Source organism: Pseudomonas sp. (assembly GCF_035497915.1).
Classification (GTDB): Bacteria; Pseudomonadota; Gammaproteobacteria; order Pseudomonadales; family Pseudomonadaceae; genus Serpens.
The window spans coordinates 120,834-147,421 of record NZ_DATJCS010000012.1; the positions used below are offsets into that span (position 1 = coordinate 120,834).

Sequence of the window (26,588 nt, forward strand, 5' to 3'; positions counted from 1 at the left end):
GAAGTCAGACATGTGGCGTGAAATCAAAATTCTGTTGATCGATGACTGCGCCGAGCGACGCCGTGACCTGGCGGTTATCCTTGGCTTTCTGGGTGAAGACCTACTGGCCTGCGGGTCGGGGGACTGCCGCGAGCGGATGGGCGAGGCGATCGCCGGCAAGGACGTGCTTTGCGTGCTGCTGGGTAAGATCGATGCCCGCGGCGGCGTGCTGGAACAGATCAGGCAGCTGCATGCGCAGGATGAATTGCTGCCGCTGGTGCTGCTGGAAGAGCCGGCCGACATGGCCCAGTGGCCCGAGGAGCAGCGCCGTCGCGTGCTGAGCGTGCTGGGCGACCCGATCAGCTACAACCGGCTCAACGACACCCTGCACCGCGCCCAGGTCTACCGCGAGATGTACGACGAGGCCCGCGAGCGTGGCCGGCAACGCGAGCCCAACCTGTTCCGCAGCCTGGTCGGCACCAGCCGGGCCATCCAGAATGTGCGGCAGATGATGCAGCAGGTGGCGGACACCGAGGCCAGCGTGCTGATCCTCGGTGAGTCCGGCACCGGCAAGGAAGTCGTGGCGCGCAATCTGCACTATCACTCCAAGCGTCGTGGCGCGCCCTTCGTGCCGGTCAACTGCGGGGCGATTCCGGCGGAACTGCTGGAAAGCGAGCTGTTCGGCCACGAGAAGGGCGCCTTCACCGGCGCGATCTCCAGCCGCGTCGGCCGCTTCGAGCTGGCCCAGGGCGGCACCCTGTTCCTCGATGAAATCGGCGACATGCCGCTGGCCATGCAGGTCAAGCTGTTGCGCGTGCTGCAGGAGCGCACCTTCGAGCGCGTCGGTAGCAACAAGACCCAGCAGGCGGACGTGCGCATCATTGCCGCGACGCACAAGAACCTGGAAGAGATGATCGCCGAGAACCGTTTCCGGGAAGATCTCTTCTACCGGCTCAACGTATTCCCCATCGAGATGGCCCCGCTGCGCGAGCGGGTGGAGGACATCCCGGTGCTGATCAACGAACTCATCCTGCGTATGGAGCACGAGAAGCGTGGCTCCATCCGCTTCAACTCCGCCGCGATCATGTCGCTGTGCCGCCACGACTGGCCGGGCAACGTGCGCGAGCTGGCCAACCTGGTCGAGCGCATGGCGATCATGCACCCGTATGGGGTGATCGGCGTGTCCGAGCTGCCGAAGAAATTCCGCCATATCGACGACGAAGACGAGCAGTTCGCCGTGTCGATCCGCGAGGAGCTGGAAGAGCGCGCCGCCATCGGCGGAGCGATGCAGCCGGTGATCTCGGCCACCGCGACACTCCCGCCGGAGGGGCTGGATCTCAAGGAATACCTGGGCAACCTGGAACAGGGCCTGATCCAGCAGGCGCTGGACGAAGCTGGTGGCGTGGTGGCCCGCGCCGCCGAACGCCTGCGTATTCGTCGCACCACGCTGGTGGAGAAGATGCGCAAGTACGGCATGAGCCGTCGCGAGGACGAGGCCTGAAGGTTTTCCCCTCTCCCGCAAGGGGAGAGGGCGTCGCGGCTAAAGCCCCTCCCACAAAGCGAAAGCCTGCACCTGTAGGAGCGACTTCAGTCGCGAGCTTTTGTGCGGCCTGCATGAAAAGCTCGCGGACGAGTCCGCTCCCACCAATGCAGCTTATGCCTGATCCAGCGCCTTGCCCTTCCAGCCCTGGCCGCCCGGCAGCAGCAGGTTGAGCAGCAGGGCGGTCAGCGCGGCCAGGGAAATGCCGGATAGCGCGAACGCCGGCGTTCCCAATTTCATGCCACCAATGCCGAACACCAGGGTCACCGAGACGATGATCAGGTTGCGCGGCTGGGACAGATCCACCTGGTTGCGAATCAGGGTATTCAGGCCGACCACGGCGATCGAGCCGAACAGCAGGCAGAGGATGCCGCCCATCACCGGGGCGGGAATGCTCTGCAGCGCCGCGCCGAACTTGCCGACGAAGGCCATCAGGATCGCGAACACGGCCGCCCAGGTCATGACCTTCGGGTTGTAGTTCTTGGTCAGCATCACCGCGCCGGTGACTTCCGCATAGGTGGTGTTCGGCGGGCCGCCGAAGAAACCGGCCGCCGAGGTCGCCAGGCCGTCACCCAGCAGGGTGCGATGCAGGCCGGGCTTCTGGATGAAGTTCTTGCCGGTCACCGAGCCGATGGCCACCACGCCGCCGATGTGTTCGATGGCCGGTGCCAGTGCCACCGGCAGCATGTAGAGGATGGCCCCCCAGTGGAATTCCGGCGCGACGAAGTTCGGCAGGGCCAGCCAGGGCGCGGCGGCAATGCCGGAGGTGTCGATGATGCCGAAGGCGGCGGACAGGGCGCAGCCGACCACGATGCCGGCCAGGATCGGCACCAGGCGGAACAGTCCGCGTCCCAGCGTGGCGACGAGAAGCGTGGCAACCAGCGAGCTCATCGAGATGATGATGGCGGTGGTGTACGAAATGGCGTTGTCGCCGCTGCCGCCCATGGCCATGCCCACTGCGACCGGCGACAGCGCCAGGCCGATGGAGATGATCACCGGGGCGATGACCACCGGCGGCAGCAGGCGGTCGATGAAGCCGGCGCCGCGCAGTTTCACCGCCAGGCTCATCAGGATGTAGACGACGCCGGCGGCGATGATGCCGCCCAGCACCGCAGGCAGGCCGACTTCGCCCTTGATGGCCATGATCGGCGCGATGAAGGCGAAGCTCGATGCCAGGAAAACCGGCACTTCCCGGCGGGTCACCAGTTGGAACAGCAGGGTGCCGATGCCGGCGGTGAACAGCGCCACGTTGGGGTCCATGCCGGTCAGCAGCGGCATCAGTACCAGGGCGCCGAAGGCCACGAACAGCATCTGCGCGCCGGCGATTCCCTGGCGCAAGATCGGGTCCTTGTGGGTGTCGCTCATGCTCAGCTGTCCTTCTGCTTGGTGCCGAAGATCTTGTCGCCGGCATCACCGAGGCCGGGAATGATGTAGCCGTGTTCATTCAGCCCCTGGTCGATGGAGGCGGTGTAGATCTGCACGTCCGGGTGGGACTGCTCCACTGCCGCGATGCCTTCCGGCGCGGCGACCAGCACCATGGCGCGAATTTCCTTGCAGCCGGCCTTCTTCAGCAGGTCGATGGTGGCGACCATAGAGCCGCCGGTGGCCAGCATGGGATCGATGATCAGCGCCAGGCGCTCGTCGATTTCCGGCGCCAGTTTTTCCAGATAGGTATGCGCCTGCAGGGTTTCCTCGTTGCGGGCAATGCCCACGGCGCTCACCTTGGCGCTGGGAATCAGCTGCAGCACGCCATCCAGCATGCCGATGCCGGCGCGCAGGATCGGCACCACGGTGATCTTCTTGCCGGCAATCTTCTCGACGGTGACCGTGCCGTTCCAACCCTGAATCTCGTAGTTCTCCAGGGGCAGGTCATTGGTGGCCTCGTAGGTGAGCAGGGCGCCCACTTCCTGGGCAAGCTCACGGAAGTTCTTGGTGCTGATGTCGGCCCGGCGCATCAGGCCGAGCTTGTGGCGGATCAGCGGATGGCGGATCTCTCGGATGGGCATGGAGGTTCTCCGGCAGGGGGGCGGGCAAAAAATCGCGCTAGGTTAAAGCAAATAGCATGCACATATCAGCAAAAAGGTTAATTGCCAGCGTTGCTTAGGGGCGGGCCGGTTCGCGATGCCGGACAGCCCCGAGACTTGCCTGATGGCGGCCTGGGGCATACCTTTCGCGCTTTGTTTTCGCCGTGTCCCAGCAGCAAGAGGATCTTCCCATGCCCGAACTCGCCCACATTCGCCAGGTGATGGCCGAAGCCGACTGTCTCTACAGCAATGCGCAAATCGAGGCCGCCATCAGCCGCGTGGCCGAGGACATCAATGCCAGTCTGGCCGAGCGCAATCCGGTGGTGTTCTGTGTGATGAACGGCGGCCTGATCTTTGCCGGCAAGCTGCTGACCCAGTTGGACTTCCCGCTGGAGCTGTCCTATCTGCACGCCACCCGCTATCGCAACGAAACCACCGGTGGCGAGCTGTTCTGGAAGGCCAAGCCGGAAGTGTCCTTCATGGATCGGGACGTGCTGATCATCGACGACATCCTCGACGAAGGGCATACCCTGGCGGCGATCATCGACTTCTGCCGGCATGCCGGTGCCCGTCAGGTGCACACCGCCGTGCTGATCGACAAGGTCCATGACCGCAAGGCCCGCCCGGACTTCCGGGCCGACTTCGTCGGCCTGCCCTGCGAGGATCGCTATATCTTCGGCTACGGCATGGACTACAAGGGTTACTGGCGCAACGCCGCCGGCATCTACGCCGTCAAGGGGCTGTAAACAGCTCCAGTCCCCAGTCTGCGGAACCTGTAGGGCCGGGTTTATCCCGGCCAAAGGCCGGCGTCAGCCGGCCCTAAGCTCAGAGCTCAGCCCTACGGCAGCAGCCAGAGTCGCTGTTCCCCATACACCCGCGCCTGGTTTTCCTCGCGGAAGGGAAACACCTGGTAATCGCCCTCCAGCCAGGCCTGAATGCCATCGGCGTAGTGGGGGCTGGCGGGGTTGCCGGATTGTCCGCTGCTGTTGAGGCCGCGCATCGGTTCGTCCGCCGCGAAATCCACGACGATGCGCATGGCCGGGATCAGCCAGGTGTCGAAGGATTCTCCCCAGCGATAGGCCGCCACGTTCAGGGTGCTGTGGTCGCCACCGGCCGGGTAGGGGCCGCGATCCACATAGCCGCCGAGCGCCTTCAGACCGTAGCGTTGGGTGAAGCCCAGGTAGGGGGCCAGCTTGCTGCCATCGGTCACCCAGTGATAGCGGTGCAGGGCAGCCCAGCGCCAGGCCGTGCGGTCATGGCCCAGGCGCTGCTCCAGCAGCGCGGTGGCGGCCGCCAGGCTGCGTGCCAGGATGGCGGGCTTGTCTTCCTTGTCCGGGGTGTTCACGTCGTCCCAGAAGGGACTGTCGTCGCGCCCCAGCAGATGATCGGCCTGGGCCGAGTAGGACGTGTTGGCGGCCTGCACCAGCGCCTGCCAGGCCGGGTCCTGCTCCGGTCCCAGTTCGTCGAGGAAGATCTGGCGCGCGCTTTCATGCAGGAAGGCCGCGTAGAGCGCGGCATCCGCCGACTCGGCCGTCAGCTCGCCGTCGAAGGCCAGCAGGCGCGCCAGGGCTTCCCGCGCACGGGCTTGTTCGGCGGATGCCAACGCGGTGATGGCCTGCTCCAGGGCTGCGGCCAGGGTCGGCGCGCGCAACATGGCTTGCAGTTTGGTGACGAACGGACTGGTCTGGTCGTACTGCATGGCAACCATGCTGTCGCTGTCGTGCTGCTGGCGTGCCAACAGGTCGGCCAGGCGCTCGGCCCGTTCCGGGTAGTACCAGGAGCTGCTCAGCTGCACGGGGAAGTCCGCCGGCACGCTGCGGTGGTTGGCGGTACCCAGCCAGCCGCTGTGCGGGTTTCTCGCAAAGGGGTGGCGAGCCGGGTCGGCATAGCCCCTCCAGGCGTAGCGGTCTTCCCAGCCCGGTGATGGCAGCAGTCCACGCCCGGCGTGTCGCTCGGGATAGCGCCCGGTAACCTGCCAGCCGATGTTGTCGGCATCGGCAAACACCATGTTCAGCGCCATGGCGCGCACACCACGACTGGCCTGGAAGGCCTCGGCCACCGATTCGGCGCGCGACAGGGCGAAGAACGCATCCACGCTCTGGTCGGTCTCGTTCTGGATGCTGCGATAGGCCAGCCCGTAGCCACTTTGCACGGGACGAGGCTGCAGCATGTGCCGGGGTTCACCCAGCACGGCGTTGAGCAGCGGGCCGTTGCGCGTTTCATGAATGGTCTCGGTGACCGGTGGCTGGCCCTTGATGACGAAAGTTTCCAGGCGCTCGCGGGTGGGCAGCCACTCGCCTTCCGCGAGGTAGAGCAGCTGTCCGTCACGTCCCTCGACGAGCTGCTCCAGGTACAGGTCCTGATTGTCGCCCATGACCATGGTCATGCCCCAGGCCAGGGTGCCGTTGAAACCGGCGACCACGGCGGGGAGGCCGGCGATGGCGACGCCGGCGCCCTGCAGCTCCGGGGTACGCAGGTGCACGTAGTTCCAGTAGGACGGCATGGCCAGCGGCAGGTGGGTGTCGTTGGCCAGCAGGCTCTTGCCGGCGCGACTGCGGGCGGGGGCCACCGCCCAGTTGTTGGAGGCCGCCACGCCCAGCAGGCGCGAGGCGGCAATCTTCTGACCCGTGGCGGCCAGCTCGGTAAGGCCGGGAAGGGCGTCCTGAAGATGCAATCCGGCCAGCTTGGCGGTTTCGTCGAACGGCAGCGGCTCGTCGGGGTAGACCGGCAGTAGCCAGGCCAAACGCTCCGCGCCGACGCGCCGGGCCAGTGCCAGGGCGGCGATTTCTTCCTGCAGATTGGCGGCCAGGCCGAAGTTCAGCAGGCAGAACACCAGCAGTGAGTCCTGGACTGCCCAGGGCTCCGGGTGATGGCCGGCGGCGTCCAGATCGAGCGGCAGGCGTCCCCGGTGACGGACCAGGTAGCTGTTCACGCCCTGTGCGTAGCGTTCCAGCAGATGCTCGACCTCGGGCGATAACCCGCGTTGCAGTGCCTCGGCGGCACTGCGCAGGTCGATGGTGCGCATGAAACGATCGATATCCAGCACGCCGCCGCCAAGCATCTCGGTCAGGCGCCCGGCGGCCATCAGGCGCATGCCCTCCATTTGTGCCAGGCGATCGGTGGCATGCACGTAGCCGAGGGCGAACGAGGCGTCGGCCAGGCTGTCGGCTTCGATGAAGGGCATTCCCAGTGCATTGCGGCGCACCGAAACCGGCTTCTGTGGCCCATCGAGGGTGATGCTGCCCTGTGTGGGCGGCAGCGTGTCGCGGTAATAGCCGTTGAGCAGCGAATGACAGCCGCCCACCGCCAGCAGGAGCGTCAGGGCAACGGCGCGGAACAGAAGCGTGGGCATAAGTGCATCCGTGCAGGGAAAGGGTCCACCCGCATAGGGTGGACAACGTTTGCCTTGTCCACCAGAAAACCTGTCAGTGCTTTCAGATGGACAGCACAGCCCGCCCTACGGAGGCCTTCAGCCCAGCGGCTGGTCCAGCAGCCATTTGGCGGCCGCGCGCAGCGCCTCGCCGTGCTCGCGCTCCAGCGCGGCGAAACGACTGCGATAGTGGTTGCGTTCCGTCGCGCTCAGCGCCTGCCACGCGGCATGGGTGGGCACGTCTACGGTGGCTTCGTAGAGCGTGTGGAAAACCGCGCTGTGGGTATCCTGGCTGAGCTGGGTGTCGTAGTTGTCGATCAGCACCTTGATGCGGATCGCGCCTTCGATCATCGGCAGCTGGCCGTCGAGCAGGCTGCCGGCCAGGATGTGCAGGTCCTCGCCGAGCCGTTCGCGCCGCTGATGGTTCAGCGCCTGTTGCTGGCGCTGGCGTTGCCAGACCTGGCGCCACAGCCACAGGGCGTAGCCCGCCAGTCCGGCGATGATGGCCAGCGCGGCGATCAGCAGCGGCGGCGAGAGCTCAGGCACCGTGGCACTTCTTGTATTTCTTCTGACTGCCGCAGGGGCAGGGGTCGTTGCGGCCGATGGCCTTCAACGGATTGCGGGTCGGTTCCTGAATGGCGTGGTTGCAGTGCGGGCCATGCACATGGCCGTGCTCATGCTCATGGTCGTGATTGCAATGCGGACCGTGGACATGGGGTTGTTGCGTCATGGAGCTACTCCGGTATGTGATCGCGGGGGATTATCTCGCCGCTGCGAGAAAAGCGCACTTCCCGACCGAACAGCAGTCCGGCCTTGAGCGTGCCCTCCAGGCGGTAATGCACCGGCTGGTCGGGCTTTTCCAACAACCGGGTGATCTCGCGAATGTGCCGCCAGAGGTTGGTGTGCAGGTTCGCACTGAAGCGGCGCGCGTCATTGGCCGGCACGATCAGCGAGCGCTCGTCCTGATTGCGGGCCAGGGGGATGTCGTCGAGGAACAGGCTGTAGCTCAGGTTGCGCACCGGCAGGCTGCGGCCGTTCGGGTTGCTGATTTCGAAGTCCAGGCGGAACAGCTGTTCGTCCAGCCGCGCCTCGATGGTTTCGATCCGCAGCAGGCGGACCTCCGGATCCTGAAAATCGCCCCCCATCCATGTGGAGCAGCCGCCGAGCAGGGCGAGGTAGAGCAACAGGCTGGCAAGGCGAGCGGTTTTGGCCAGGGACATGGGCTAGGGACGCGTCGGGGGAATGCGCTGGATTGTAGCGGCCACGCGCGGCGCTGCCCACCGTGGCGGATCACAGATAGGCTGCACAGCACTTCTTGAATTTCACCCCACTGCCACACGGGCAGGGATCGTTGCGGCCGGCCTGCAGCGGTACGGTGGGATCGATGAAATACCAGCGACCGTCGTGTTGCACGAACGCCGAGCGTTCGCGATGGCTGTGGTCGCCCTCTGCGCCGTGCCAGCGCGCCGTGAAGGTCACGCGCGCGTGTTCCGGCGTGCCGCCCAGCACTTCGGCGTGCTCGACTTCCAGGCCGAGCCACACGCTTTGCGCACTCCAGGCCGCCATGGCCTGGCGCTCGAGCCCCGGCTGCTGCGCCGGCAGGGTGGTGGCGACCAGATAGTCGATCAGTCCCAGCACGTAGGCGCTATAGCGCGAACGCATCAGTTGCTCGGCACTGGGTGCCGGTGTGCCGGCATGGTAGCGGCCGCAACAGTCGGCCAGCGACTGACCACTGGTGCAGGGGCAGGCGGGAGGCATGGTCTTCACTCGACATCGGACAGGGGAGCGCAATCATAGGCGAAAGCGCGGGACGGCTGACGCGCGTTCCACTGTGAACTGGCGCGCATTGGATGTGCTGCTTAACTCACTGGCGATTGGCTACACCGATTCATCCAGGAGACAGTGATGAGCATCGTAAGGAACGCGATACCGTTGGTGGTGTTGACCGGCGTACTGAGTGGTTGCGCCGGCCTGCAGAAAAGCGACTGGCCGACCTGCGCGGCAGTTGGCGGCGTCACGGGCGCCGCGCTCGGCGCCTTCGAGAGCAGCAGCTACGCAGGCTGGGGCGCGTTGATCGCCGCCACTACGGCGGGCGGCTATTGCTGGGCGCAAGGCCAGGGCCAGGAAGTCGTGACGCAGGTGGAGGTTGAAGAGCCCATGGTTCCGTCCATTGACCCTGCGCCGGCGGAGACCCTGCGGGTCGAGCTGGATGTGAAGTTCGATTTCGACCGTCAGGTCGTCAAGCCGGAAAGCTACGCGGATATCCGCGACGTGGCGGAGTTCATGAAGCAGTTCCCGCAGACCACCACGGTGGTGGAGGGGCACACCGACGCGGTGGGTACCGAGGCCTACAACCAGAGCCTCTCCGAGCGCCGGGCCATGGCCGTGCGAGAAGTGCTGGTGAGCGAGTTCGGCATCCAGCCCGGCCGGGTGGACGCCATCGGCTTCGGCGAGGCCCGTCCGGTGGCCGACAACGACAGCGAGGAAGGACGGGCCATCAATCGCCGCGTGGAGGCGGTGGTCGAGGCACGGGTGGAATAGGCCGCTGCCAATGGGCTTTATGTTCTATGTTGCCCTGCAAGCCGAACCCAGAAGCTCGCGGCTGAAGCCGCTCCCACAGGTCAGGCGCCGCTTCTGTGGGAGCGGACTTGTCCGCGAGCTTTTTTCCGCAGGGTACCCCTGACCGGGCGTCCCAAAGCTCGCGAACGAATTCGCTCCCATAGGTTTCGTGCATACCCGCTTCAGAACATCCGGGCCCCGGCAATCGCCATGATCACCAGCCCGATCGACAGATTGATGCCCACCAACCGGCGGATGCGGCCCAGCACCGCGCCGCCGGTCGGCCAGTCCTGCGCCTCCACCGCCCTGCGCAGTTGCGGCAGCTGCAACAGGCTGACGCGCAGGAACAGCGCCAGCATCGCCAGGTACAGCCCGAGCATTGCATGCACGTAGCCGGGCGCCGCATCGAAGCCGGAAAAGCGCAGGTGCATCATTGCCAGCCCGCTGACCGGCAGCACCAGCACGGCCGCCCACACCCAGTAGAAGAAGCGCACGAACACCTCGAGCCACAGGCGCAGGCGCTCCGGCGGCTGCAACACGGCGACGGCCGCCGGACGCAGGATCATCCAGGCGAAGAACATGCCGCCAACCCAGACCAGTGCGGCCAGCAGGTGCAATACGTAGAGCAGGGTAAAGGTGGGCATCGGGTGATTCTCCGCTGTCAGGGCGTAGGGTCTTTGGCCTGGGGCGGGTATCATAGCCACCCCGAAAAGTACTGAAAATATATACAGCGCGATGCTCAGCAGCGAACTCAAGTCCCAGATCCAGGGCGCCTACTCCCGCTTTCTCGACAGCAAGGGCCTCAAGGCCCGCTACGGCCAGCGGCTGATGATCGCCGAGGTGGCCAAGGTGCTGGGCGCCATCAAGGTCGATGACGAAGGGCGCCGCGACGGCGAGCCGGCGGTGGTGGCCATCGAGGCCGGCACCGGCACCGGCAAGACGGTGGCCTACAGCCTGGCCGCCATCCCCGCCGCTCGCGCCGCCGGCAAACGCCTGGTGATCGCCACGGCCACGGTGGCGCTGCAGGAGCAGATCGTCCACAAGGACCTGCCGGATCTGATCCGCAACAGTGGTCTGAACTTCAGTTTCGCCCTGGCCAAGGGGCGCGGCCGCTACCTGTGCCTGTCACGGCTGGATTTGCTCATGCAGGAAGGCCAGGCGCAGAGCGCCACCGCCCAGCTGTTCGAGGAGGAAGGCTTTCGCCTCGACGTCGACGAGGCCAGCCAGAAGCTCTACACGCAGATGATCGAGAAGCTGGCCGGTAACCGCTGGGACGGCGACCGTGACAGCTGGCCCCAGGAACTTGAGGATACCGTCTGGTCGCAACTGACCACCGATCACAGCCAGTGCACTGGCCGGCACTGTCCGAACTTCCAGCAGTGCAGCTTCTACCGCGCCCGCGAAGGCATGACTAAGGTTGACGTGATAGTCACCAACCACGACATGGTGCTGGCCGACCTGGCGCTGGGCGGCGGCGCGGTACTGCCCGATCCACGTGAAACCCTCTACGTGTTCGACGAGGGCCATCACCTGCCCGACAAGGCCATCGGCCACTTCGCCCATTTCAGCCGCCTGCGCTCCACTGCTGACTGGCTTGGCCAGGTGGAGAAGAACCTCACCAAGCTGCTGGCCCAGCACCCGCTGCCTGGCGAGCTGGGGCGGCTGATTGAAGGCGTGCCGGAGCTGGCGCGGGAACTGCGCAGCCAGCAGCAATTCATGTTCGCCGCCTGTGAGCAGGTGGCGGATTTTCAGACGGGCGAAGACATGGAGGGGCGCGAGCGTCCCCGCCACCGTTTCCAGGGCGGCGTGGTGCCCGAGCACCTGCACGAGCTGGGCATTGAGCTGAAGAAGGGCTTCTCGCGGCTGACCGATGTCTTCACCCGCCTGGCCGAACTGCTCAAGGAGGCGATGGACGGCGACGCCGGCGCTGGCTTGGCCAGCCATCAGGCCGAGGAATGGTATCCGCTGTTCGGCAGCCTGCTCAGCCGGGCGCAGTCCAACTGGGAGCTGTGGACTGCCTTCACCAGCGAGGATCCCGAAGACAGCCCGCCAATGGCACGCTGGCTGACCCTGGCTGAAAGCCATGACATTGAGGTGAATGCCAGCCCAATCCTGGCCGCCGATACCCTGCGGCGCAACCTGTGGAACGTGGCCCACGGTGCGCTGGTGACCTCGGCGACCCTGACCGCGCTGAACAGTTTCGAGCGTTTCCGCATGCGCGCCGGCCTGCCGCGCGCGGCGGTGACGGCGGTGGTGCCCAGTCCGTTCAAGCATGCCGAGGCGGGTGTGCTGCGCGTCCCCGACCTCAAGGCCGATCCGCGTGACAGCGCCGCCCACACGGCCGCCATCGTGCGCGAGCTGCCGGGCCTGCTGGAAGGCGCGCGCGGCGCGCTGGTGCTGTTTTCCTCGCGCAAGCAGATGCAGGAGGTGTTCGATGGCGTCGAGCGTGACTGGCGCAGGCGTGTGCTGATCCAGGGCAACCTGTCCAAGCAGGAAACCCTCAACAAACACAAGGCGCGGGTCGATGATGGCGAGCCCAGCGTGTTGTTCGGCCTGGCCAGCTTCTCAGAGGGCGTCGATCTGCCGGGCGCCTATTGCGAACACGTGGTGATTGCCAAGATCCCCTTCGCAGTGCCGGACGACCCGGTTGAGGCGGCGCTGGCCGAATGGATCGAAGCACGCGGCGGCAATCCGTTCATGGAGATTGCCGTGCCCGATGCCGCGCTCAAGCTCGTGCAGGCCTGCGGCCGGCTGCTGCGCACCGAGCAGGACAGCGGCATGATCAGCCTGCTGGATCGCCGCGTGGTGACCCAGCGGTATGGCAAGGCGATCCTCAATGCGCTGCCCCCGTTCCGGCGGCAAATCGACTGATTTTTCACGCTTTTCTGGTCGGGTTTCCCCTTCTCGGCGCGCGGGCTGTTCAAATTCTGCGCAGCGTGCTAAAACCCAACGGCAATGTTGGTCTAGCCGCTTGAAAAAGAAGGGAAAACCATGACCAAGTCGGAGTTGATCGAACGGATTGTCACGCAGCAGGGGCAGCTGTCGTCGAAAGACGTCGAGCTGGCCATCAAGAACATGCTGGAACAGATGTCGGAAGCCCTGGCCACGGGCGAGAGGATCGAGATCCGTGGCTTCGGCAGCTTCTCCCTGCACTACCGGGAACCACGCGTTGGCCGCAACCCCAAGACCGGCCAGTCGGTCAGCCTGGACGGCAAGTTCGTGCCGCACTTCAAGCCCGGCAAGGAACTGCGGGATCGGGTGAATGAGGAAGGCGAAACCCTCGACTGAGCCTGAGGTCATCGATAGCGTAGGCCTTGATCCCCCTACTGGCAGATTTCTTCCTGTCGACACTATCCAGCAAGTTCCCGTGCTGCTGTATGGCTGGCAACGCCGCCTGTCGCCAGCGTACTTATCCTTGCCTTTCGGCGGCCTGCGGGGACGAACCGCTGCTTGCGGGTTTCCTCATCGTTCGTCTTAGCCGCAGCCGCGTACGGCCCGGCGTGCCTTGGAGCATCGCGGGTAGGTCAGTCAGCCTCGGAAGCGGCCAAGTCGCTCTGCCAGTAACGGCACTTAATTTGCATTTCTTTCCATATGTGGCATTTTGACGCCAGGTTTCAGACGGGTCTGCTGTGATCGCCTGCTTAAGTTGGGCATTTCACGTTGCAGACGTGGAAGGAATGAACTTGTTTGAACGTTGCGTGTCGGAGCGGATCCGCCTGGTTCGTCTCTGAGCGTCAACATGGTTTCTGGTTTGCGACAAGGAGAGACCTGACCAGGTTGTACCGAGCCGAGCCCCTTTGGAGCTGAAACATGCAAGATCAGCCTTACCGCATGGTCAATGAAAACAATGACGAGATCGACCTGCGGGAATTGATCCGATCCCTCTGGGATCAGCGCTGGATAATTGTCGGCATCACCGCCTTCATCACGTTGATTGCTGTTCTTTATGCCTTTCTGGCCACGCCCTATTATCGGGTGCAAAGCATCCTGCGCCCTGTCGAAGTGGGTGTACTTGACTCCCTGAACGCCACCGAGGTCTACGAACTCAAGCCGCTGGAGGCCTTGGCGCGCGTGAGCGGCGGATTGTCGTCCTATGGCAACCGCCTGGAGTTCTTCCAGGGTAATGAGGATCTCTTTGCGGATCTGGCCCGTCAGGAGTTGACTGCCGAGCAGGCGTTCGAGAATTTCAACAGCGAATCCTTTGCCATGCTCTATCCCGACCCGAAGAAGAATCAGGGGGAGTTTGTCGGGCTGGCGCTGACCTACCCGGCTTCGATGGATGGCGTCTCGGTAGTGAATGAGTTCGTCGCCTTTGTTCTCCAGCGGGAGCGTGAGCGTGTGGCCAGTGACCTGGGGGTGGTGATTGCCAACCGCAAGGCCAACATCGAGCAGCGCATCGAGGCCGCGCGTGCCAGCTATCAGGCCGGCAAGGAGGCCGAGATTGCCGCGTTGCTCGAAAAGGCCGCCCTGAAGAAGGCCGAGCTGGAGGATGAGCTGCGCGCCTTGCGCACCGAGTTGAAGATTCGCCGTGAGAACCGCCTGAGTGTTCTCGATGAGGCGATCCGTATCGCCCGATCGCTGGGTATTCGCAAACCCACCACTCCGACCGCCATGGCGGATGCGGGGCAGGGTGTGCGCACGGAAATCACCAGTCGAGAGATCCCGCTGTACTTCCTGGGTGTCGATGCCTTGGAGGCGGAACGTGATGTGCTGCGAGCCCGCACCAGCGATGACTTCATGGAGCCGCGCATCGGTGAGATCCAGAAGGAGCTGGACATGCTGCGTCACAACCGTCAGGTGGAGGTGCTGCAGCAGCGTCAGGACGAGGATCTTTACCTCAGCGAGTTGGCCAAGTTGCGCGAAGAGGCGGCTCGTTTGGAAGGCATCGAATTCGATGCCTCGACCCTGCAGTTGGCGCGGATCGACCAGCCGGCGCAAAAGCCCCTGAAGCGCCTCAAGCCCAAGCGCGCCCTCATCCTGGCGCTGGGTGTGGTGCTGGGCGGCATGCTGGGTGTTTTCGTGGCGCTGATGCGCAATCTGATGCAGCCGCGGCGCGTACGGCCGGCTAACTAGCCGCCCTGGGACGCTGCTTGCAGTCAATGGCTGCGGCGAATTGTCACGTGTTTTGCTGTTGCCGGTCAGTCGAGGAGTGCATGGATGGCCGGCACAATCTGCGTTTGGACTACTGCAAGCTGCTCCAGGTGAGCGGTGCGCCAATCCCTTGCGTTGTCCTTTCTTTCCGGCTTCTGGCAGAATCCGCGCCGTCTTGGTGGTGTGACGAATTTCACGTTCGACATGCCGCTTGTTTTAGGCAATGAAATGGAACTTGCCAGTGACCGCAATTGATCTGCCTCTGCAAACTGCCGCCTCATCCAAGCCCTCCGACGAAATCGACCTGCTCGAACTCTTCCGCAAGCTGTGGAGCCAGCGTCTGCTGATCGCTCTTGTAACGGCCGCCTGCCTGTGCCTGGCCGCCCTCTATGCCTTCCTGGCAACGCCCGTTTACCAGATCCAGAGCGTTCTGCGTTCCCCGCAGGTCAAGGACTTGGACGAGCTGAACCGAACCGAGGTCTACAAGCTGTCCACCGCGGAGGCCCTGAAGAGGGTGGGTTCGGCGCTGGATTCCTATGAGGTGCGCTTGGAGTTCTTCCGGGCCTACCCGGCACTGTTCGCGGAGTTGGCCAAGGAGGGCATCACGCCTGAGCAAACCTTTGATGCGTTCAATGAAAAAGCCTTCAAGCTGCTCGTTCCTGACTCCAAGAAAGCTGACGAAAACCTGACGGCCTATGTTGGTCTGCAGCTGGACTATTCCGCCACGCTCGATGGTGTGACCATCCTCAACCAGTTGGTTGACTTCGCTATCCAGCATGAGCGCGACAAACTCGAACAGGATGTGCGGATCATTATCGAGAACCGTCTGAGGAACCTGGCTCTGAGCATCACCTCGGCGCGGGCCAGTTACGAGGCCAGCAAGGAATCCCGTATCGTCCAGCTCGACGAGGCTGACCGACTCAAGCGCGCCCTGTTGCAAGACGAGCTGGGTGCTCTACGCACCCAACTGAAAACCCGCCGGGAAAACCGCATCGCGCAATTGGGCGAGGCGATCCGTATTGCCGACGCCCTGGGTATTCGCAAGCCCACCACGCCGTCGGCGCTGGGGCAGGAGCAGCGCTCGACGCAGGGCAACACCGTGCGCACCGAGGTGAACAACCAGCAGATCCCGCTGTACTTCATGGGGACCGATGCGCTGGAGGCGGAACGCAAGACCCTGCAGCAGCGCAAGTCGGATGACTTCACCGAGCCGCGCATCGGCGAGATCCTCAAGGAGCTGCAGTTGCTGGAAAACAACCGGCAGATCGAAGTGCTCAAGCTGCGCGAGAACGAGGACTTGTTCCTCACCGACCTGGCCAAGTTGCGCGAGGAAGAATCGCGGCTGCGTAACCTCAAGGTGGACTTCGACAGCCTCCGCTTAGTCACCATTGACCAGCGCGCCGTAGAACCAAGCAAGCCGATCAAGCCGAAAAAGGCCCTGATCCTGGCCCTGGGTCTGGTGCTGGGAGGCATGCTCGGCGTGTTCATCGCCCTGGTGCGTGGCATGCTGCGCGGCGCGCAGCCCAGGCAGCCGCGCCTGCCGGCCGCGATCTGATCCAGTACAGGCCTCCCGGCCCGTACCCATAGCTCGTGGAGTCGTCCGCTCCCACAAAAACGCCAGCCATATGGTGGCCCTGTGGGAGCGAATTCATTTGCGAGCCTTTGACGGTCCTGTACGCGGAGCCGCGAGCATGCACCGGTAGGGTAGGGCGTCCCCGTGCTGGAGCCCGCGCCACCGCCCCTGTTACCATCGCGCCTTCGATTTGTCCCCCCCTTCGAGAGTCGCCATGACCACCGTTCGTACCCGCATCGCGCCGTCGCCCACCGGCGATCCGCACGTCGGCACTGCCTACATCGCCCTGTTCAACCTCTGCTTTGCCCGTCAGCACGGCGGTCAGTTCATTCTGCGTATCGAGGACACCGATCAGGTGCGCTCGACCCGTGAATCCGAGCAGCAGATCTATGACGCGCTGCGCTGGCTGGGCATCGAGTGGGACGAGGGTCCGGACGTCGGCGGTCCGCACGGTCCGTACCGGCAGAGCGAGCGGGGCGCCATCTACAAGAAATACTCGGACGAGCTGGTCGCCAAGGGCCATGCCTTCCCGTGCTTCTGCTCCGCCGAGCGCCTGGATGCGGTGCGCGCCGAGCAGATGGCCAACAAGGAAACCCCGCGCTACGACGGTCACTGCATGCACATCGCGCCCGAGGAGGCACAGCGTCGCGTCGCCGCCGGCGAGTCGCACGTGGTGCGCATGAAGGTGCCGAGCGAAGGCGTCTGCGTGGTCAAGGACATGCTGCGCGGCGAGGTGGAGATCGGCTGGGACCGCATCGACATGCAGGTGCTGATGAAGGCCGACGGCCTGCCCACCTACTTCCTGGCCAACGTGGTGGATGACCACCTGATGGGCATCACCCACGTGCTGCGTGGCGAGGAGTGGCTGCCATCCGCGCCCAAGCTGCTCAAGCTGTACGAGTACTTTGGCTGGGAAGCGCCGGTTAACTGCTATATGCCGCTGCTGCGCAACCCGGACAAGAGCAAACTCTCCAAGCGCAAGAACCCGACCTCGATCACCTTCTACCAGCGCATGGGCTTCCTGCCCCAGGCGATGCTCAACTACCTGGGCCGCATGGGCTGGTCGATGCCGGACGAGCGCGAGAAGTTCACCCTCGACGAGATGATTGCCAACTTCGACATCACCCGCGTGTCGCTGGGCGGGCCGATCTTCGATCTGGAAAAACTCTCCTGGCTGAACGGCCAGTGGCTGCGCGAACTGCCGGTGGAGCGCTTCGCCGCGGAAGTGCAGAAGTGGGCGTTCAATCCCGAGTACCTGATGAAGATCGCCCCGCACGTGCAGGGCCGCGTGGAAACCTTCAGCCAGATCGCGCCGCTGGCTGCGTTCTTCTTCTCCGGCGGGCTGAACCTGGACGCCGCGCTGTTCGAGCACAAGAAGCTGTCGCCCGAGCAGGTGCGCCAGGCCATGCAACTGGTGCTGTGGAAGCTCGAAGCCCTGCGCCAGTGGAGCAAGGACGGCATCACCGCGGTGATCCAGGCGGTGGCCGAGTCCATGGACCTCAAGCTGCGCGACCTGATGCCGTTGATGTTCCCGGCCATCACCGGCCAGGCCAGCTCGGTGTCGGTGCTCGACGCCATGGAAATCCTCGGTCCCGACCTGACCCGCTTCCGTCTGCGCCAGGCCATCGAGCTGCTCGGTGGCGTGTCGAAGAAGGAGAACAAGGAATGGGAGAAGCTGTTGGCGGCCATCGGCTGATCCAGTACTTTCTTTGATTCATGAGGGCCGGCATCGCTGGCCCTTTTCATTGCTGCAGTACGGGAGTCGTCTCGCATGTTTGAAATCCAGCCCATGAGCCCGGAGCGTTACCGCAAGGAAACCCGCACCATCACCCTGGCCATCCTGGCCATCTTCGTGCTGCTGGCGCTGACCTCGGCCACCGTCGCCGTGAAGCTGTTGGGTGAACCGGGCGGCGACAACTTCCGCTGGAACCTGCTGGGCGTGCTGACCGGCCTGGCCGGCACCGTGGCCATCGTCCGCCTCAAGCTCTGGTCCACACCCTGGATGGCGCCGGCGGTGTATGGCTGGCGACTCAAGCGCAGCCTGATGCGCGTCACCAACCAGATGCACCAGGTCAAGGCCGGGATCGAGGCCAAAGACCCCGCCGCCATGAAGCTGCTGCGCTTCTATCATCTGGGCGTCACGCAGATGCACCAGCTCGACGGCAACCTCAGCGAACTCAGCCAGATGGTCCGCGAGATCGACCAGCACCGCGAGGCCATGGAGGCCCAGGGGCTGGATATCGAACAGAGTCGTCTCGATCCGAATTGGTTGGAAGCGGTGAAGGGCTTCAAATAGACGTTGAGGCCGCCATGCGCCTCGCGCCCACTGGTCAGATGGCCAGCGGGGGGACTGAATGGATTCAAGGGTTTGGCTAGGCTCAGGCGTACGGTGGCCCGGGGGTAGACCCTCTCGTTGCTGTCGATGCCCGTTCGGTTAGCGATTGTGGAGGCGCATGACATGGTCAGATCCTTGAGAACCTTTCCCTCGTTAATCCTCGCGACCGCCTTGTTGGTCTTCGCGAGCCTGTTCAATCCCGCAAGCGCCGCCACTGCCGAGGAGCTGACCGCCGACGCGCGGCAGGCGCTGCAGAGCCTCTACAGGACCCAGCCATTTGCCGAAACCATTTCGCGCAATGCCAAGGCGGTGCTCGTCTTCCCGAAAATCCTCAAGGCCGGCCTGGTATTCGGCGGCAGTTACGGTGAGGGCGTGCTGTTCCGGGGCTCGAAAGTTGACGGCTACTACAACTCGGTGGGTGGCTCCTGGGGGCTGCAGCTGGGTGCCCAGTCATACGGCTATGTGGTGTTCCTGATGACCGAGAAGGCCGTGGATTACCTGCGTCAGACCAAGGGCTGGGAGATCGGCGTGGGGCCGACCGTGGTCGTGGTCGATGAGGGCGTGGCGAGGAACCTGTCGAGTTCGACCCTGAAGGATGATGCCTATGCCTTCATCTTCGATCAGAAGGGATTGATGGCCGGGATCAGCATCGAGGGCACGAAGATTTCGCCGATCAAGCCCTGAAGCGGCTTGCCCGCGCTAGCGCTCGACCCGCTGCAACGCACCCTCCTTGCCCAGGTGCAGGTGCAGGAAGTCGTCCGCCAGGAACAGTGTTCCCTGATAGCGTGCCCTGGCCTCGTCGTGCAGTTCGGTGATGCAAGCGCCGCGACCCGGCGCGTGCTGATAGCGCGCGCTGAAGTGGGTGAGCACCAGGTTCGGCAATCCGGCCTCCTGAGCGAATGCGGCAACCGAGGCGGCTGTACTGTGGCCGAAGCTGCCACGGGCGTCGATGTCGGCGTGGCTGAAGGTTGCCTCATGCACCAGCACCTGGGCGCCCCGGCAGGCTTCTGCCAGTAGCGCGGGCGAGTCATTGTCTCCGCCGATCACGATGACGCGTGGTGCTCTTCCCGCCAGCAGGTAATCCTCGCTGCGCAGCAGGCGCCCGTCATGTTCGGTATCGACGCCCCGCGCCAGTTGGCCCCACAGCGGACCGCGGGGAATCGCGTCGCGCTCCAGGCGCGCAATGTCCAGTGTCGTATCCGGCCGTGCCTCTTCGAAGCGATAGGCGAAGCTGGGGCTGCGATGGGACAGGGCGGTGCGGCGCACGCGCATCCGCGGCGTGCGCCATTCCTGCAGGGTTTCGACCGCATGGAAGACCAGCGGGTAGGGCAGCCAGGTCTGGCTCATGGCGAGCGTGGCGTTCAGCCAGGCCTCGATGCCCTGCGGCGCGATGATCTCCAGCGGCGCCTGGCGTCCCTGCAGCGCTGCGCTGGCCAGCAGCCCGGGCAGGCCGAAGCAGTGATCGCCGTGCACATGGGTGATGAAGATGGCGCGCAGCGCCGACAGCGACAGCGGCGTGCGCAGCACCTGGTGCTGCGTGGCTTCGCCGCAATCGATCAGGTACCAGCCCTTGCCATTCTCCTCCAGCAGCCCAAGCCCGCTGACATTGCGCGCCCGGGTCGGTGTGCCGGAGGAGGTGCCGAGAAACAGCAGGTCCATGGGCTCAGGCCAGCGGACCTTCGAAGGTCCAGTCTTCCTGCGGGCGGCGGTCGCTGGCCTGCTCGCGGGCCTGCAGCGCTTCCGGCAACTGCGCGGCATCGCCCTGGTAACCGATGGCGATGAAGGCGTTGATCGCCAGGTTGTCCGGAACCTGCAGGTAATCCCGCGCACGCACGCTGTCGAAGCCGCCCATGGCATGGCTGACCAGTCCCATGGACCGGGCCTGCAGCGCCAGGCTCATCCAGGCGGCGCCGGCGTCGAAGGCATGGCTGGCGAACGGTTTTTCGCCACCGTCGCTGCCCACGTAGGTGGTGGTGGACAGCAGCGCCACCAGCGCGCCGGCGTGTTTCGCCCAGACCTGGTTGCCTTCGGCCAGCAGATCCACGAAACGCTCGAACAGCGGCGTGCCCTTGAGCGCATAGCAGAAGCGCCACGGCTGCACGTTCATTGCTGACGGTGCCCAGCGCGCCGCTTCGAACAGCGCGCTCAGCTGCTCCCGGCTCAGCGCCTGGCCGGTGAAGGCGCGGGGCGACCAGCGGCCGGGGAAGCTGGCATCGACGGGATGCTGTGGCTGTCGGTTATTGCTCATGCCGTACTCCTGGCAATGGGAAAGGGACGATTAACGCAAAAAGGCCGGGCGGTGCCAACGTTGTGGTGCGTGCCTGAGCGCGCGCAAGCCGGTATCTTTCCGCCACTGACAACCGCTCAAGGAGAGCCCGATGAGCCTGCACGGCGACTACGACGCCCAGAACATCTTCGCCAAGATCATTCGCGGCGAAGCCCCCTGCTACAAACTGTACGAGGACGAGGACGTGCTGGCGTTCCTCGACCTGTTCCCGCAGTCCCGTGGCCACACGCTGGTCATTCCGAAGCAGGCGGCAGCGCGCAACCTGCTGGAAATCGATGCGGACAACCTGTGCAAGGTGACCCTGGCGACCCAGAAGGTGGCGCGCGCGGTGGCCGAGGAACTGGAGCCGGCCGGCATCCAGATCGCCCAGTTCAATGGCGCGCTGGCCGGGCAGACGGTGTTCCACATCCACTTCCATATCGTGCCGCGCTATGAAGGTCAGGGCCTGGGCGTACATGCGGCGCAGAAAGGGGACGAAGCCGACCTGAAGGCCTTGCAGGAACGCCTGGCCAAGCGCCTGGCGGGCTGAGGCTTACGCCAACATAGGGCGGTCAGCGTTTTCCTGCCCGCCGCCAGGCACGGCGCGGGGCCACTGGTGGACAAGAAAGACGTTGTCCACCCTACGGTTACATGGCCAGGAGTAGGGCGGTCAGCGCTTTTCCTGGCCGCCGTCAGGTTCTGCACGGGGCCAGTGGGCCCTCAGGCCAGTCCGGCGCGGCGCAGCAGCTGCTTGCAGCGCTCCGACAGGTGTACTACCCGCAGTTGCTTGCCGGCGCGTGCGTAGCGGTCGCGCAGTACCTTGAGCGCCTCGATCGCCGAATAGTCCACGAACGACAGGTGCTTGCAGTCCAGGGTGACCAGCCGTGGATCGTTGGCCGGGTCGAACAGCTCCAGAAAGCGGGTCGTCGAGGCGAAGAACAGCGTGCCGTGAGGCAGGTAGAGCTTGCTGCCATCGGTCTGGTCGTGGCTGTCCGCGTACAGTTCGCGGCCCTGCTGCCAGGCGAAGTTCAGCGCGGCGATGATGATGCCGCACAGCACGGCCATCGCCAGGTCGGTGAACACGGTGATGATGGTCACCGCGACGATCACCAGCGCATCGTTGCGCGGCACGCGATTCATCACCCGCAGCGAGGCCCAGGCGAAGGTCTGCTGCGCCACCACGAACATCACGCCCACCAGCGCCGCCAGCGGGATCTGCTCGATCAGCGGCGAGAGGAACAGCACGTACAGCAGGATCATCACCCCCGCCACCACGCCGGACAGGCGCCCGCGACCACCGGAGCCCAGGTTGATCATGGTCTGGCCGATCATCGCGCAGCCGCCCATGCCGCCGCACAGCCCCGAGGTGACGTTCGCCGCGCCCAGCGCCACGCACTCGCGGTTGGTATGGCCACGGCTCTGGGTGATCTCGTCGGTGAGGTTGAGGGTCAGCAGGGTTTCCAGCAGGCCGACCAGTGCCATCAGCACCGCATAGGGCGCGATGATGCCCAGCGTCTGCAGATTCCAGGGCACATCTGGCCAGGCCAGACTGGGCAGGCCGCCGGCCAGCGGCGCCATGTCGCCGAGGGTATGGGTCGGCAGCGCGAAGAACCAGGTCGCCGCGCCCAAGCTGAGGATCGCCGCCAGGGCCGAGGGAATGGCGCGGGTCAGGCGCGGTAGCAGGTAGACAACCAGCATGGTGGCGGCGATCAGCCCGAGCATCCAGTACAGGCTCGGGCCGGTCATCCACTGGCCGTCCACCTTCAGATGTTCGAGCTGGGCCAGCGCGATCACGATCGCCAGCCCGTTCACGAAGCCGAGCATCACCGGGTGCGGCACCATGCGGATCAGCTTGCCGAGTCGCAGCGCCCCGAACAGCACCATCAGCAGCCCGCTCAACAGCACGGTGGCCAGCAAGTACTGGACGCCGTGCTCGATCACCAGGGCAATGATCACCACCGCCATCGAGCCGGCCGCGCCGGACACCATGCCCGGTCGCCCGCCGAACAGCGCGGTGATCGTGCAGATGATGAAGGCGCCATACAGGCCCATCAGCGGGTTGAGCTGGGCCACCAGGGCAAAGGCGATGCACTCGGGCACCAGGGCGAACGAGGTGGTCAGTCCGGCCAGTACATCGGCGCGGAGCCGGGTGAGTTTCATGTGGTACCTGAAAGCAGTTGGCGCAGCCAGAGACGGCTGCAGGCAGAGCGGACGGCGCGGATGGTAAAGGAAGCGGAGCAGGGTGCCTAGTTCGCGTGAGGGGTAACGGTCACTCGCCCAAGGTGTTCAGCATCCGGGTGGCCAACGCCTCCTGGCCGTGCTGACGGAGCTGCTCGGCGGCCCCCTTGAGATCGCGGGACTCACGGTTCTGGCTGAGCTTGGCCTTGCCTTCCAGCCGGACGATCTCGATTTCCAGTCCGACGATGGCGGCCAGCATCTGGTCGATGTAGGCCGGGCTGGCGTCGGTCATCTTCCAGGGCTTTTCCTGCTCCAGGCGCGCCTCATGGGTGCGAGTCAGGCGGGCCACCACGCCGCGCACGAAACGGGCGTCGTCGCGGATGCGCAGACGGCCGTGGGCATGCACCACGCGGTAATTCCAGGTCGGCACCAGCCGGTGGGTTTCCTGTTTGCTCGGATACCAGTTGGGCGAGATATAGGCGTCCTCCGCCCGGAAGATCACCAGCACCTCGGCGCCCTCGGCAACCTCCTGCCAAATGGGGTTGGCGCGCGCCACATGCGCCAGCAGGCGGTCCGGCTGGCCCGCTTCGACCCTCAGCTCGAAGGGCAGGTGATTGGCATCCAGCCCGGTCGCGCCCTGGGTGACGAGAATGCCCAGCGGGTACTGGCGGATCAGGGCGTGGAGTTCGTCGAGCCGGTGCTCGGCAAAATGCGCGGGGACGTACATGGCGGGCTCCTGGACGGTGACGGCTGAAACTCGCAGATCACCCGTGCCCGAAACAAGCCCCGCCTGGCAATTTTGTTCAAGACCCGCCTCGGCGCCGTCCTTAACCTGCGCCACCGATGCAACCAAGAGGACACACGTGGTGGAACTGTACTTGTCCATGGCCGCCTTTGCCCTGGCGGCTTCGATCACTCCCGGGCCGGTCAACCTGGTGGCGCTGGGCAGTGGTGCACGCTTCGGCTGGCGACCCAGCTTGTGGCACGTCAGCGGCGCGAGCGTGGGGTTTGCCGTGCTGCTGTTGCTGATCGGCCTGGGGCTGCACAGACTGCTGGAACGGTTGCCGGTGCTGCTGGCGTTCATCCGCTTCGCCGGGGTGGCCTTCTTCCTGTACATGGCCTGGCGGCTGGCGGCGGATGATGGCGTGCTGTCCGCGGGGGTGGAGGGCCGTCGGCCGGGCTTCTGGGCGGGAGCGCTGATGCAGTGGCTCAACCCCAAGGCCTGGCTGGCCTCGCTGGCCAGCATGGGGCTGTTCGCAACAGAGGGCGGCGTGGCCCGGATCTGGGCCTTCACGCTGCTGTACTTCCTGATCTGCTACCTGTCCGTGGCCAGTTGGGCCTGGGCGGGCAGCCGTCTGGGACGCCACCTGCAACAGCCGGAGCGCATGCGGCGCTTCAATCGGCTGTTGGCGGTACTGTTGGTGGCCAGTGCCGGCTACCTGTTGCTGGATTGAGCGGCGCGGTACTGGCCGGGGGTTGCCGCCAGGTGTTTCTTGAAGGCCCGCTGAAAGTGCGCCTGATCGGCAAAGCCGGCGCTCAGCGCCGCATCGGCCAGGCTCAGGCCCTGGCGTAGCAAGTGCTGGCCGTGTTGGATGCGCCGGTTGATCAGGTAGGCATGCGGGGTCAGGCCGTAGTGCCGGCGGAAATCCCGGATCAGTTGGGAGGGGGACAGGCCGGCAGCCGTGCAGAGGGTGTCCAGGCTCAATGCCGAAGCGCCCTGTGTCGCGATGAGCGCAGCGGCGCGTTCGCACTGCCCCGGCCGCTCGATCGGCGGGCAGGTCGCCTGCGTCAGCAGCAGGCGCGTGAAGAATGCCTCGGCGGTCGCCGCCTTGGCCTGCGCGGCAACCTGAGCATCCAGCAGGCGGGCGTGCAGCTGGCAGAGCGCGTCGTAGAGCCCCGGATCGTCCAGGTGGATGGCCGCCAGCGGCTGGAAGGCGCCGTCTTCGCACAGACCCAGCGCGCGCTGCCGTTCGCCCAGCCAGGCGGCGTCCACGTACAGCATCAGATAGGCCCAGGGTTGCCCGGCGATGGGATTGCAGGCATGCACCGCCTGGGGGTTCATCAGCACCAGGCTGCCGGCGCCGATCCGCATCCGGACGTCGCCATTGCGGTACTGGCAGCCGCCGGCGGTGATGACGCCAATCGAGAAGCAGGTATGGGCATGGGCGGCGTAGCAGACCAGGCGGCCATCGCTGACCGAACGCGCTTCGATGAAGGGCAGTCTGGCATCGCGCCAGAAGCGCGGGCGGGTGTCGTCATGGCGCATGGATGTCAATCGTCCTGAGGCGGCGGTGCAGCAGCGGGAGCTGGCTGTGGTCATTTGGGGGATACCCTAGCAGGCGGGCTTGCCATGGTCAGCGCCACCTTCCGCTTCTACGCGCAGCTCAACGATTTCCTGCCGGCGGCGCGGCGTGGGCGGGACTTTACCTGTCGCTGCGCGCGGGCGGCCAGCGCCAAGCACATGATCGAGGCGCTGGGGGTGCCGCATACCGAGGTGGCGCTGATTCTGCTGAATGGCGAGCCGGCGGGTTTCCAGCGGCTGATCCGCGACGGCGACCGGCTGGCGGTATATCCGCCGTTCCTGTCCCTGGACGTCACGCCATTGCTGGGGGTGCACAGCGCTGGGCCGCTGCGCTTCATCGCCGACGTGCACCTGGGTGGGCTGGCGCACCTGTTGCGCATGGCCGGCTTCGACACCCTGTATCACAACGCCCTGACGGACGAGCAGATCGCCGATCTGGCGGCGGAGCAGGAGCGGATCGTGCTCACCCGCGACCGCGAGCTGCTCAAGCGGCGGGCCATCCGTCACGGTTGCTACGTGCGCGCGCTCAAGCCGCCGGCGCAACTGCAAGAGGTCTGCGAGCGACTCGACCTGGCCGGCCGACTGCGACCCTTCAGCCGCTGCCTGACCTGCAACCTGCCGCTGCGGCCCGTGGACAGGCAGGCGGTGGAGGACCGCCTGCCACCCGGCGTGCGGCGCCGCTACGCGGCATTCTGGTACTGCGAGCACTGCCAGCGGGTGTACTGGAAGGGCTCGCACTGGCGCAGCATGTGCCGGTTGCTCGAGCCGTTGCTGCGGCGCCCTCAGCGCGCCAGCGGGCGCACACCGTCCAGGTAGGCGCGGCCCTGGCGCTGCACGGTGGCGGGGTCGTTGCTTTCCGAGGCGATGTGCACGGCTTCCAGGTTCTCGGCGATCTGCTTGAGGTCATGATCGATCCGGCGCAGGGCATTCTCCAGCGTGTAGCTGAGCAGGTGGACCTCGCCCAGCTGTTGCGGGGTCATGGGTTGGGCGATCAGCGCCTCCAGCTTCTGGTTGTGGCTGGCGAGATTGCTCACCGCCTCGGCCAGCGTATCGGCGGGCAGGCCCTTGGCATGGGCCATGCGTTCGCTGGCCAGGGCGCCGGCGGACAGGCAGGTGGCGAGGGTGAAGACGACGGTGCGGGTGATTGCGTTCATGGTGAAGCCTCGGATGGGAAATGTGCGTATACGCTAATCCCATGCAAATGCGAACGCCTTGCATTAAATCAAGAAAAGTTGGAATCGTTGGCAGGGCGGTCAGCGCTGTTCTGGGTAGACGCGGCGGCTCGGCAGGTGACCTGAGGGCGTCTTGGTGGAGGGTTTTCGTGCAGATACAAACCAGAAGCTCGCGGCTGAAGCCGCTCCTACAGGTCCG

Annotated in this window: 27 protein-coding genes; 13 read left to right on the forward strand and 14 right to left on the reverse strand. The window is 65.2% G+C overall.

The window, feature by feature from the left end; all coding sequences use genetic code 11:
• The first annotated feature begins 10 nt into the window (after positions 1–10).
• Positions 11–1,480, forward strand: a complete 1,470-nt coding sequence (locus tag VL129_RS04350; RefSeq protein ID WP_325410446.1) for a sigma-54 dependent transcriptional regulator — start codon at positions 11–13, stop codon at positions 1,478–1,480.
• Positions 1,481–1,633: 153 nt separating this feature from the next.
• Here VL129_RS04350 and VL129_RS04355 read toward each other — a convergent pair whose 3' ends face one another.
• The gene (locus VL129_RS04355) at positions 1,634–2,884 is read right to left on the reverse strand and encodes a uracil-xanthine permease family protein (RefSeq protein ID WP_325410448.1); all 1,251 of its coding nucleotides are present in this window, start codon (positions 2,882–2,884) and stop codon (positions 1,634–1,636) included.
• Positions 2,885–2,886: 2 nt separating this feature from the next.
• Positions 2,887–3,525: a uracil phosphoribosyltransferase gene (gene upp, locus VL129_RS04360; RefSeq protein ID WP_325410450.1), complete on the reverse strand. Its 639-nt coding sequence runs from the start codon at positions 3,523–3,525 to the stop codon at positions 2,887–2,889.
• A 209-nt stretch (positions 3,526–3,734) separates the two neighbouring features.
• Here upp and VL129_RS04365 point away from each other — a divergent pair, with 209 nt between their 5' ends.
• Entirely contained in the window at positions 3,735–4,289 is a 555-nt protein-coding gene (locus VL129_RS04365) for a hypoxanthine-guanine phosphoribosyltransferase (RefSeq protein ID WP_325410452.1), read from the forward strand.
• 92 nt (positions 4,290–4,381) lie between these two features.
• Here the strand turns inward: VL129_RS04365 and VL129_RS04370 are convergent, their stop codons facing one another.
• The 5 genes from VL129_RS04370 to VL129_RS04390 all read right to left on the reverse strand — a co-directional run bounded on the left by VL129_RS04370 (position 4,382) and on the right by VL129_RS04390 (position 8,671).
• The gene (locus tag VL129_RS04370) at positions 4,382–6,895 is read right to left on the reverse strand and encodes a penicillin acylase family protein (RefSeq protein ID WP_325410454.1); all 2,514 of its coding nucleotides are present in this window, start codon (positions 6,893–6,895) and stop codon (positions 4,382–4,384) included.
• Positions 6,896–7,012: 117 nt separating this feature from the next.
• Positions 7,013–7,459, reverse strand: a complete 447-nt coding sequence (locus VL129_RS04375) for a DUF2489 domain-containing protein (RefSeq protein WP_325410456.1) — start codon at positions 7,457–7,459, stop codon at positions 7,013–7,015.
• Positions 7,452–7,643 carry an SEC-C metal-binding domain-containing protein gene (locus tag VL129_RS04380; protein ID WP_325410458.1) on the reverse strand — a complete coding sequence of 64 codons (192 nt, stop codon included), beginning with the start codon at positions 7,641–7,643 and terminating at the stop codon, positions 7,452–7,454. Before VL129_RS04380 ends, VL129_RS04375 begins: the two co-directional genes overlap by 8 nt.
• Positions 7,644–7,647: 4 nt before the next feature.
• Positions 7,648–8,133, reverse strand: coding sequence for an LEA/WHy family protein (locus VL129_RS04385; RefSeq protein ID WP_325410460.1), 486 nt, complete (start codon positions 8,131–8,133; stop codon positions 7,648–7,650).
• Between the two features lie 70 nt (positions 8,134–8,203).
• The gene (locus tag VL129_RS04390) at positions 8,204–8,671 is read right to left on the reverse strand and encodes a YchJ family protein (RefSeq protein ID WP_325410462.1); all 468 of its coding nucleotides are present in this window, start codon (positions 8,669–8,671) and stop codon (positions 8,204–8,206) included.
• A 147-nt stretch (positions 8,672–8,818) separates the two neighbouring features.
• Between VL129_RS04390 and VL129_RS04395 the strand changes: the two genes are divergently transcribed.
• Complete coding sequence (locus VL129_RS04395) at positions 8,819–9,454, forward strand: OmpA family protein (RefSeq protein WP_325410465.1); 636 nt, start codon at positions 8,819–8,821, stop codon at positions 9,452–9,454.
• Positions 9,455–9,654: 200 nt separating this feature from the next.
• Here the strand turns inward: VL129_RS04395 and VL129_RS04400 are convergent, their stop codons facing one another.
• The gene (locus VL129_RS04400) at positions 9,655–10,116 is read right to left on the reverse strand and encodes a CopD family protein (protein ID WP_325410467.1); all 462 of its coding nucleotides are present in this window, start codon (positions 10,114–10,116) and stop codon (positions 9,655–9,657) included.
• A gap of 91 nt (positions 10,117–10,207) precedes the next feature.
• On the opposite strand from VL129_RS04400, the gene dinG reads away from it, so the two are divergent.
• From dinG to VL129_RS04435, 7 genes are all read left to right on the forward strand, one after another.
• A complete protein-coding gene (gene dinG, locus VL129_RS04405) occupies positions 10,208–12,343 on the forward strand; it encodes an ATP-dependent DNA helicase DinG (RefSeq protein ID WP_325410469.1) in 2,136 nt (711 codons plus the stop codon).
• A 120-nt stretch (positions 12,344–12,463) separates the two neighbouring features.
• Positions 12,464–12,760 (forward strand): integration host factor subunit beta, encoded by a 297-nt coding sequence (gene ihfB, locus VL129_RS04410; RefSeq protein WP_325410471.1) that lies wholly within the window; start codon positions 12,464–12,466, stop codon positions 12,758–12,760.
• A 522-nt stretch (positions 12,761–13,282) separates the two neighbouring features.
• A complete protein-coding gene (locus tag VL129_RS04415; RefSeq protein WP_325410473.1) occupies positions 13,283–14,545 on the forward strand; it encodes an LPS O-antigen chain length determinant protein WzzB in 1,263 nt (420 codons plus the stop codon).
• Between the two features lie 241 nt (positions 14,546–14,786).
• A complete protein-coding gene (locus VL129_RS04420; RefSeq protein ID WP_325410475.1) occupies positions 14,787–16,118 on the forward strand; it encodes a Wzz/FepE/Etk N-terminal domain-containing protein in 1,332 nt (443 codons plus the stop codon).
• Between the two features lie 232 nt (positions 16,119–16,350).
• A complete protein-coding gene (gene gltX, locus VL129_RS04425) occupies positions 16,351–17,832 on the forward strand; it encodes a glutamate--tRNA ligase (protein ID WP_325410478.1) in 1,482 nt (493 codons plus the stop codon).
• A gap of 75 nt (positions 17,833–17,907) precedes the next feature.
• On the forward strand, positions 17,908–18,432 hold the full coding sequence (locus tag VL129_RS04430; protein ID WP_325410480.1) for a DUF3087 domain-containing protein: 525 nt from the start codon (positions 17,908–17,910) through the stop codon (positions 18,430–18,432).
• Positions 18,433–18,594: 162 nt separating this feature from the next.
• Complete coding sequence (locus tag VL129_RS04435; protein WP_325410482.1) at positions 18,595–19,155, forward strand: lipid-binding SYLF domain-containing protein; 561 nt, start codon at positions 18,595–18,597, stop codon at positions 19,153–19,155.
• Between the two features lie 15 nt (positions 19,156–19,170).
• Here the strand turns inward: VL129_RS04435 and VL129_RS04440 are convergent, their stop codons facing one another.
• Positions 19,171–20,130, reverse strand: a complete 960-nt coding sequence (locus VL129_RS04440) for a ribonuclease Z (protein WP_325410484.1) — start codon at positions 20,128–20,130, stop codon at positions 19,171–19,173.
• Positions 20,131–20,134: 4 nt separating this feature from the next.
• The gene (locus VL129_RS04445) at positions 20,135–20,719 is read right to left on the reverse strand and encodes a nitroreductase family protein (protein WP_325410486.1); all 585 of its coding nucleotides are present in this window, start codon (positions 20,717–20,719) and stop codon (positions 20,135–20,137) included.
• A gap of 130 nt (positions 20,720–20,849) precedes the next feature.
• Here VL129_RS04445 and VL129_RS04450 point away from each other — a divergent pair, with 130 nt between their 5' ends.
• Complete coding sequence (locus tag VL129_RS04450) at positions 20,850–21,287, forward strand: HIT family protein (RefSeq protein WP_325410488.1); 438 nt, start codon at positions 20,850–20,852, stop codon at positions 21,285–21,287.
• A gap of 170 nt (positions 21,288–21,457) precedes the next feature.
• Here VL129_RS04450 and VL129_RS04455 read toward each other — a convergent pair whose 3' ends face one another.
• Together VL129_RS04455 and VL129_RS04460 are read right to left on the reverse strand one after the other, a co-directional pair.
• Positions 21,458–22,897 (reverse strand): SulP family inorganic anion transporter, encoded by a 1,440-nt coding sequence (locus VL129_RS04455; protein ID WP_325410490.1) that lies wholly within the window; start codon positions 22,895–22,897, stop codon positions 21,458–21,460.
• Positions 22,898–23,006: 109 nt separating this feature from the next.
• Complete coding sequence (locus VL129_RS04460; protein WP_325410492.1) at positions 23,007–23,642, reverse strand: FMN-binding negative transcriptional regulator; 636 nt, start codon at positions 23,640–23,642, stop codon at positions 23,007–23,009.
• 139 nt (positions 23,643–23,781) lie between these two features.
• On the opposite strand from VL129_RS04460, the gene VL129_RS04465 reads away from it, so the two are divergent.
• Positions 23,782–24,369, forward strand: coding sequence for a LysE family translocator (locus VL129_RS04465; protein ID WP_325410563.1), 588 nt, complete (start codon positions 23,782–23,784; stop codon positions 24,367–24,369).
• Here VL129_RS04465 and VL129_RS04470 read toward each other — a convergent pair.
• Entirely contained in the window at positions 24,351–25,181 is an 831-nt protein-coding gene (locus VL129_RS04470; RefSeq protein WP_325410494.1) for an AraC family transcriptional regulator, read from the reverse strand. The genes VL129_RS04465 and VL129_RS04470 overlap by 19 nt on opposite strands.
• 84 nt (positions 25,182–25,265) lie before the next feature.
• Between VL129_RS04470 and VL129_RS04475 the strand changes: the two genes are divergently transcribed.
• On the forward strand, positions 25,266–26,033 hold the full coding sequence (locus VL129_RS04475) for a Mut7-C RNAse domain-containing protein (RefSeq protein WP_325410496.1): 768 nt from the start codon (positions 25,266–25,268) through the stop codon (positions 26,031–26,033).
• On the opposite strand, the gene VL129_RS04480 is transcribed toward VL129_RS04475, so the two are convergent.
• Positions 26,000–26,371 carry a DUF6746 family protein gene (locus VL129_RS04480; RefSeq protein ID WP_325410498.1) on the reverse strand — a complete coding sequence of 124 codons (372 nt, stop codon included), beginning with the start codon at positions 26,369–26,371 and terminating at the stop codon, positions 26,000–26,002. The genes VL129_RS04475 and VL129_RS04480 overlap by 34 nt on opposite strands.
• Positions 26,372–26,588: the final 217 nt, after the last annotated feature.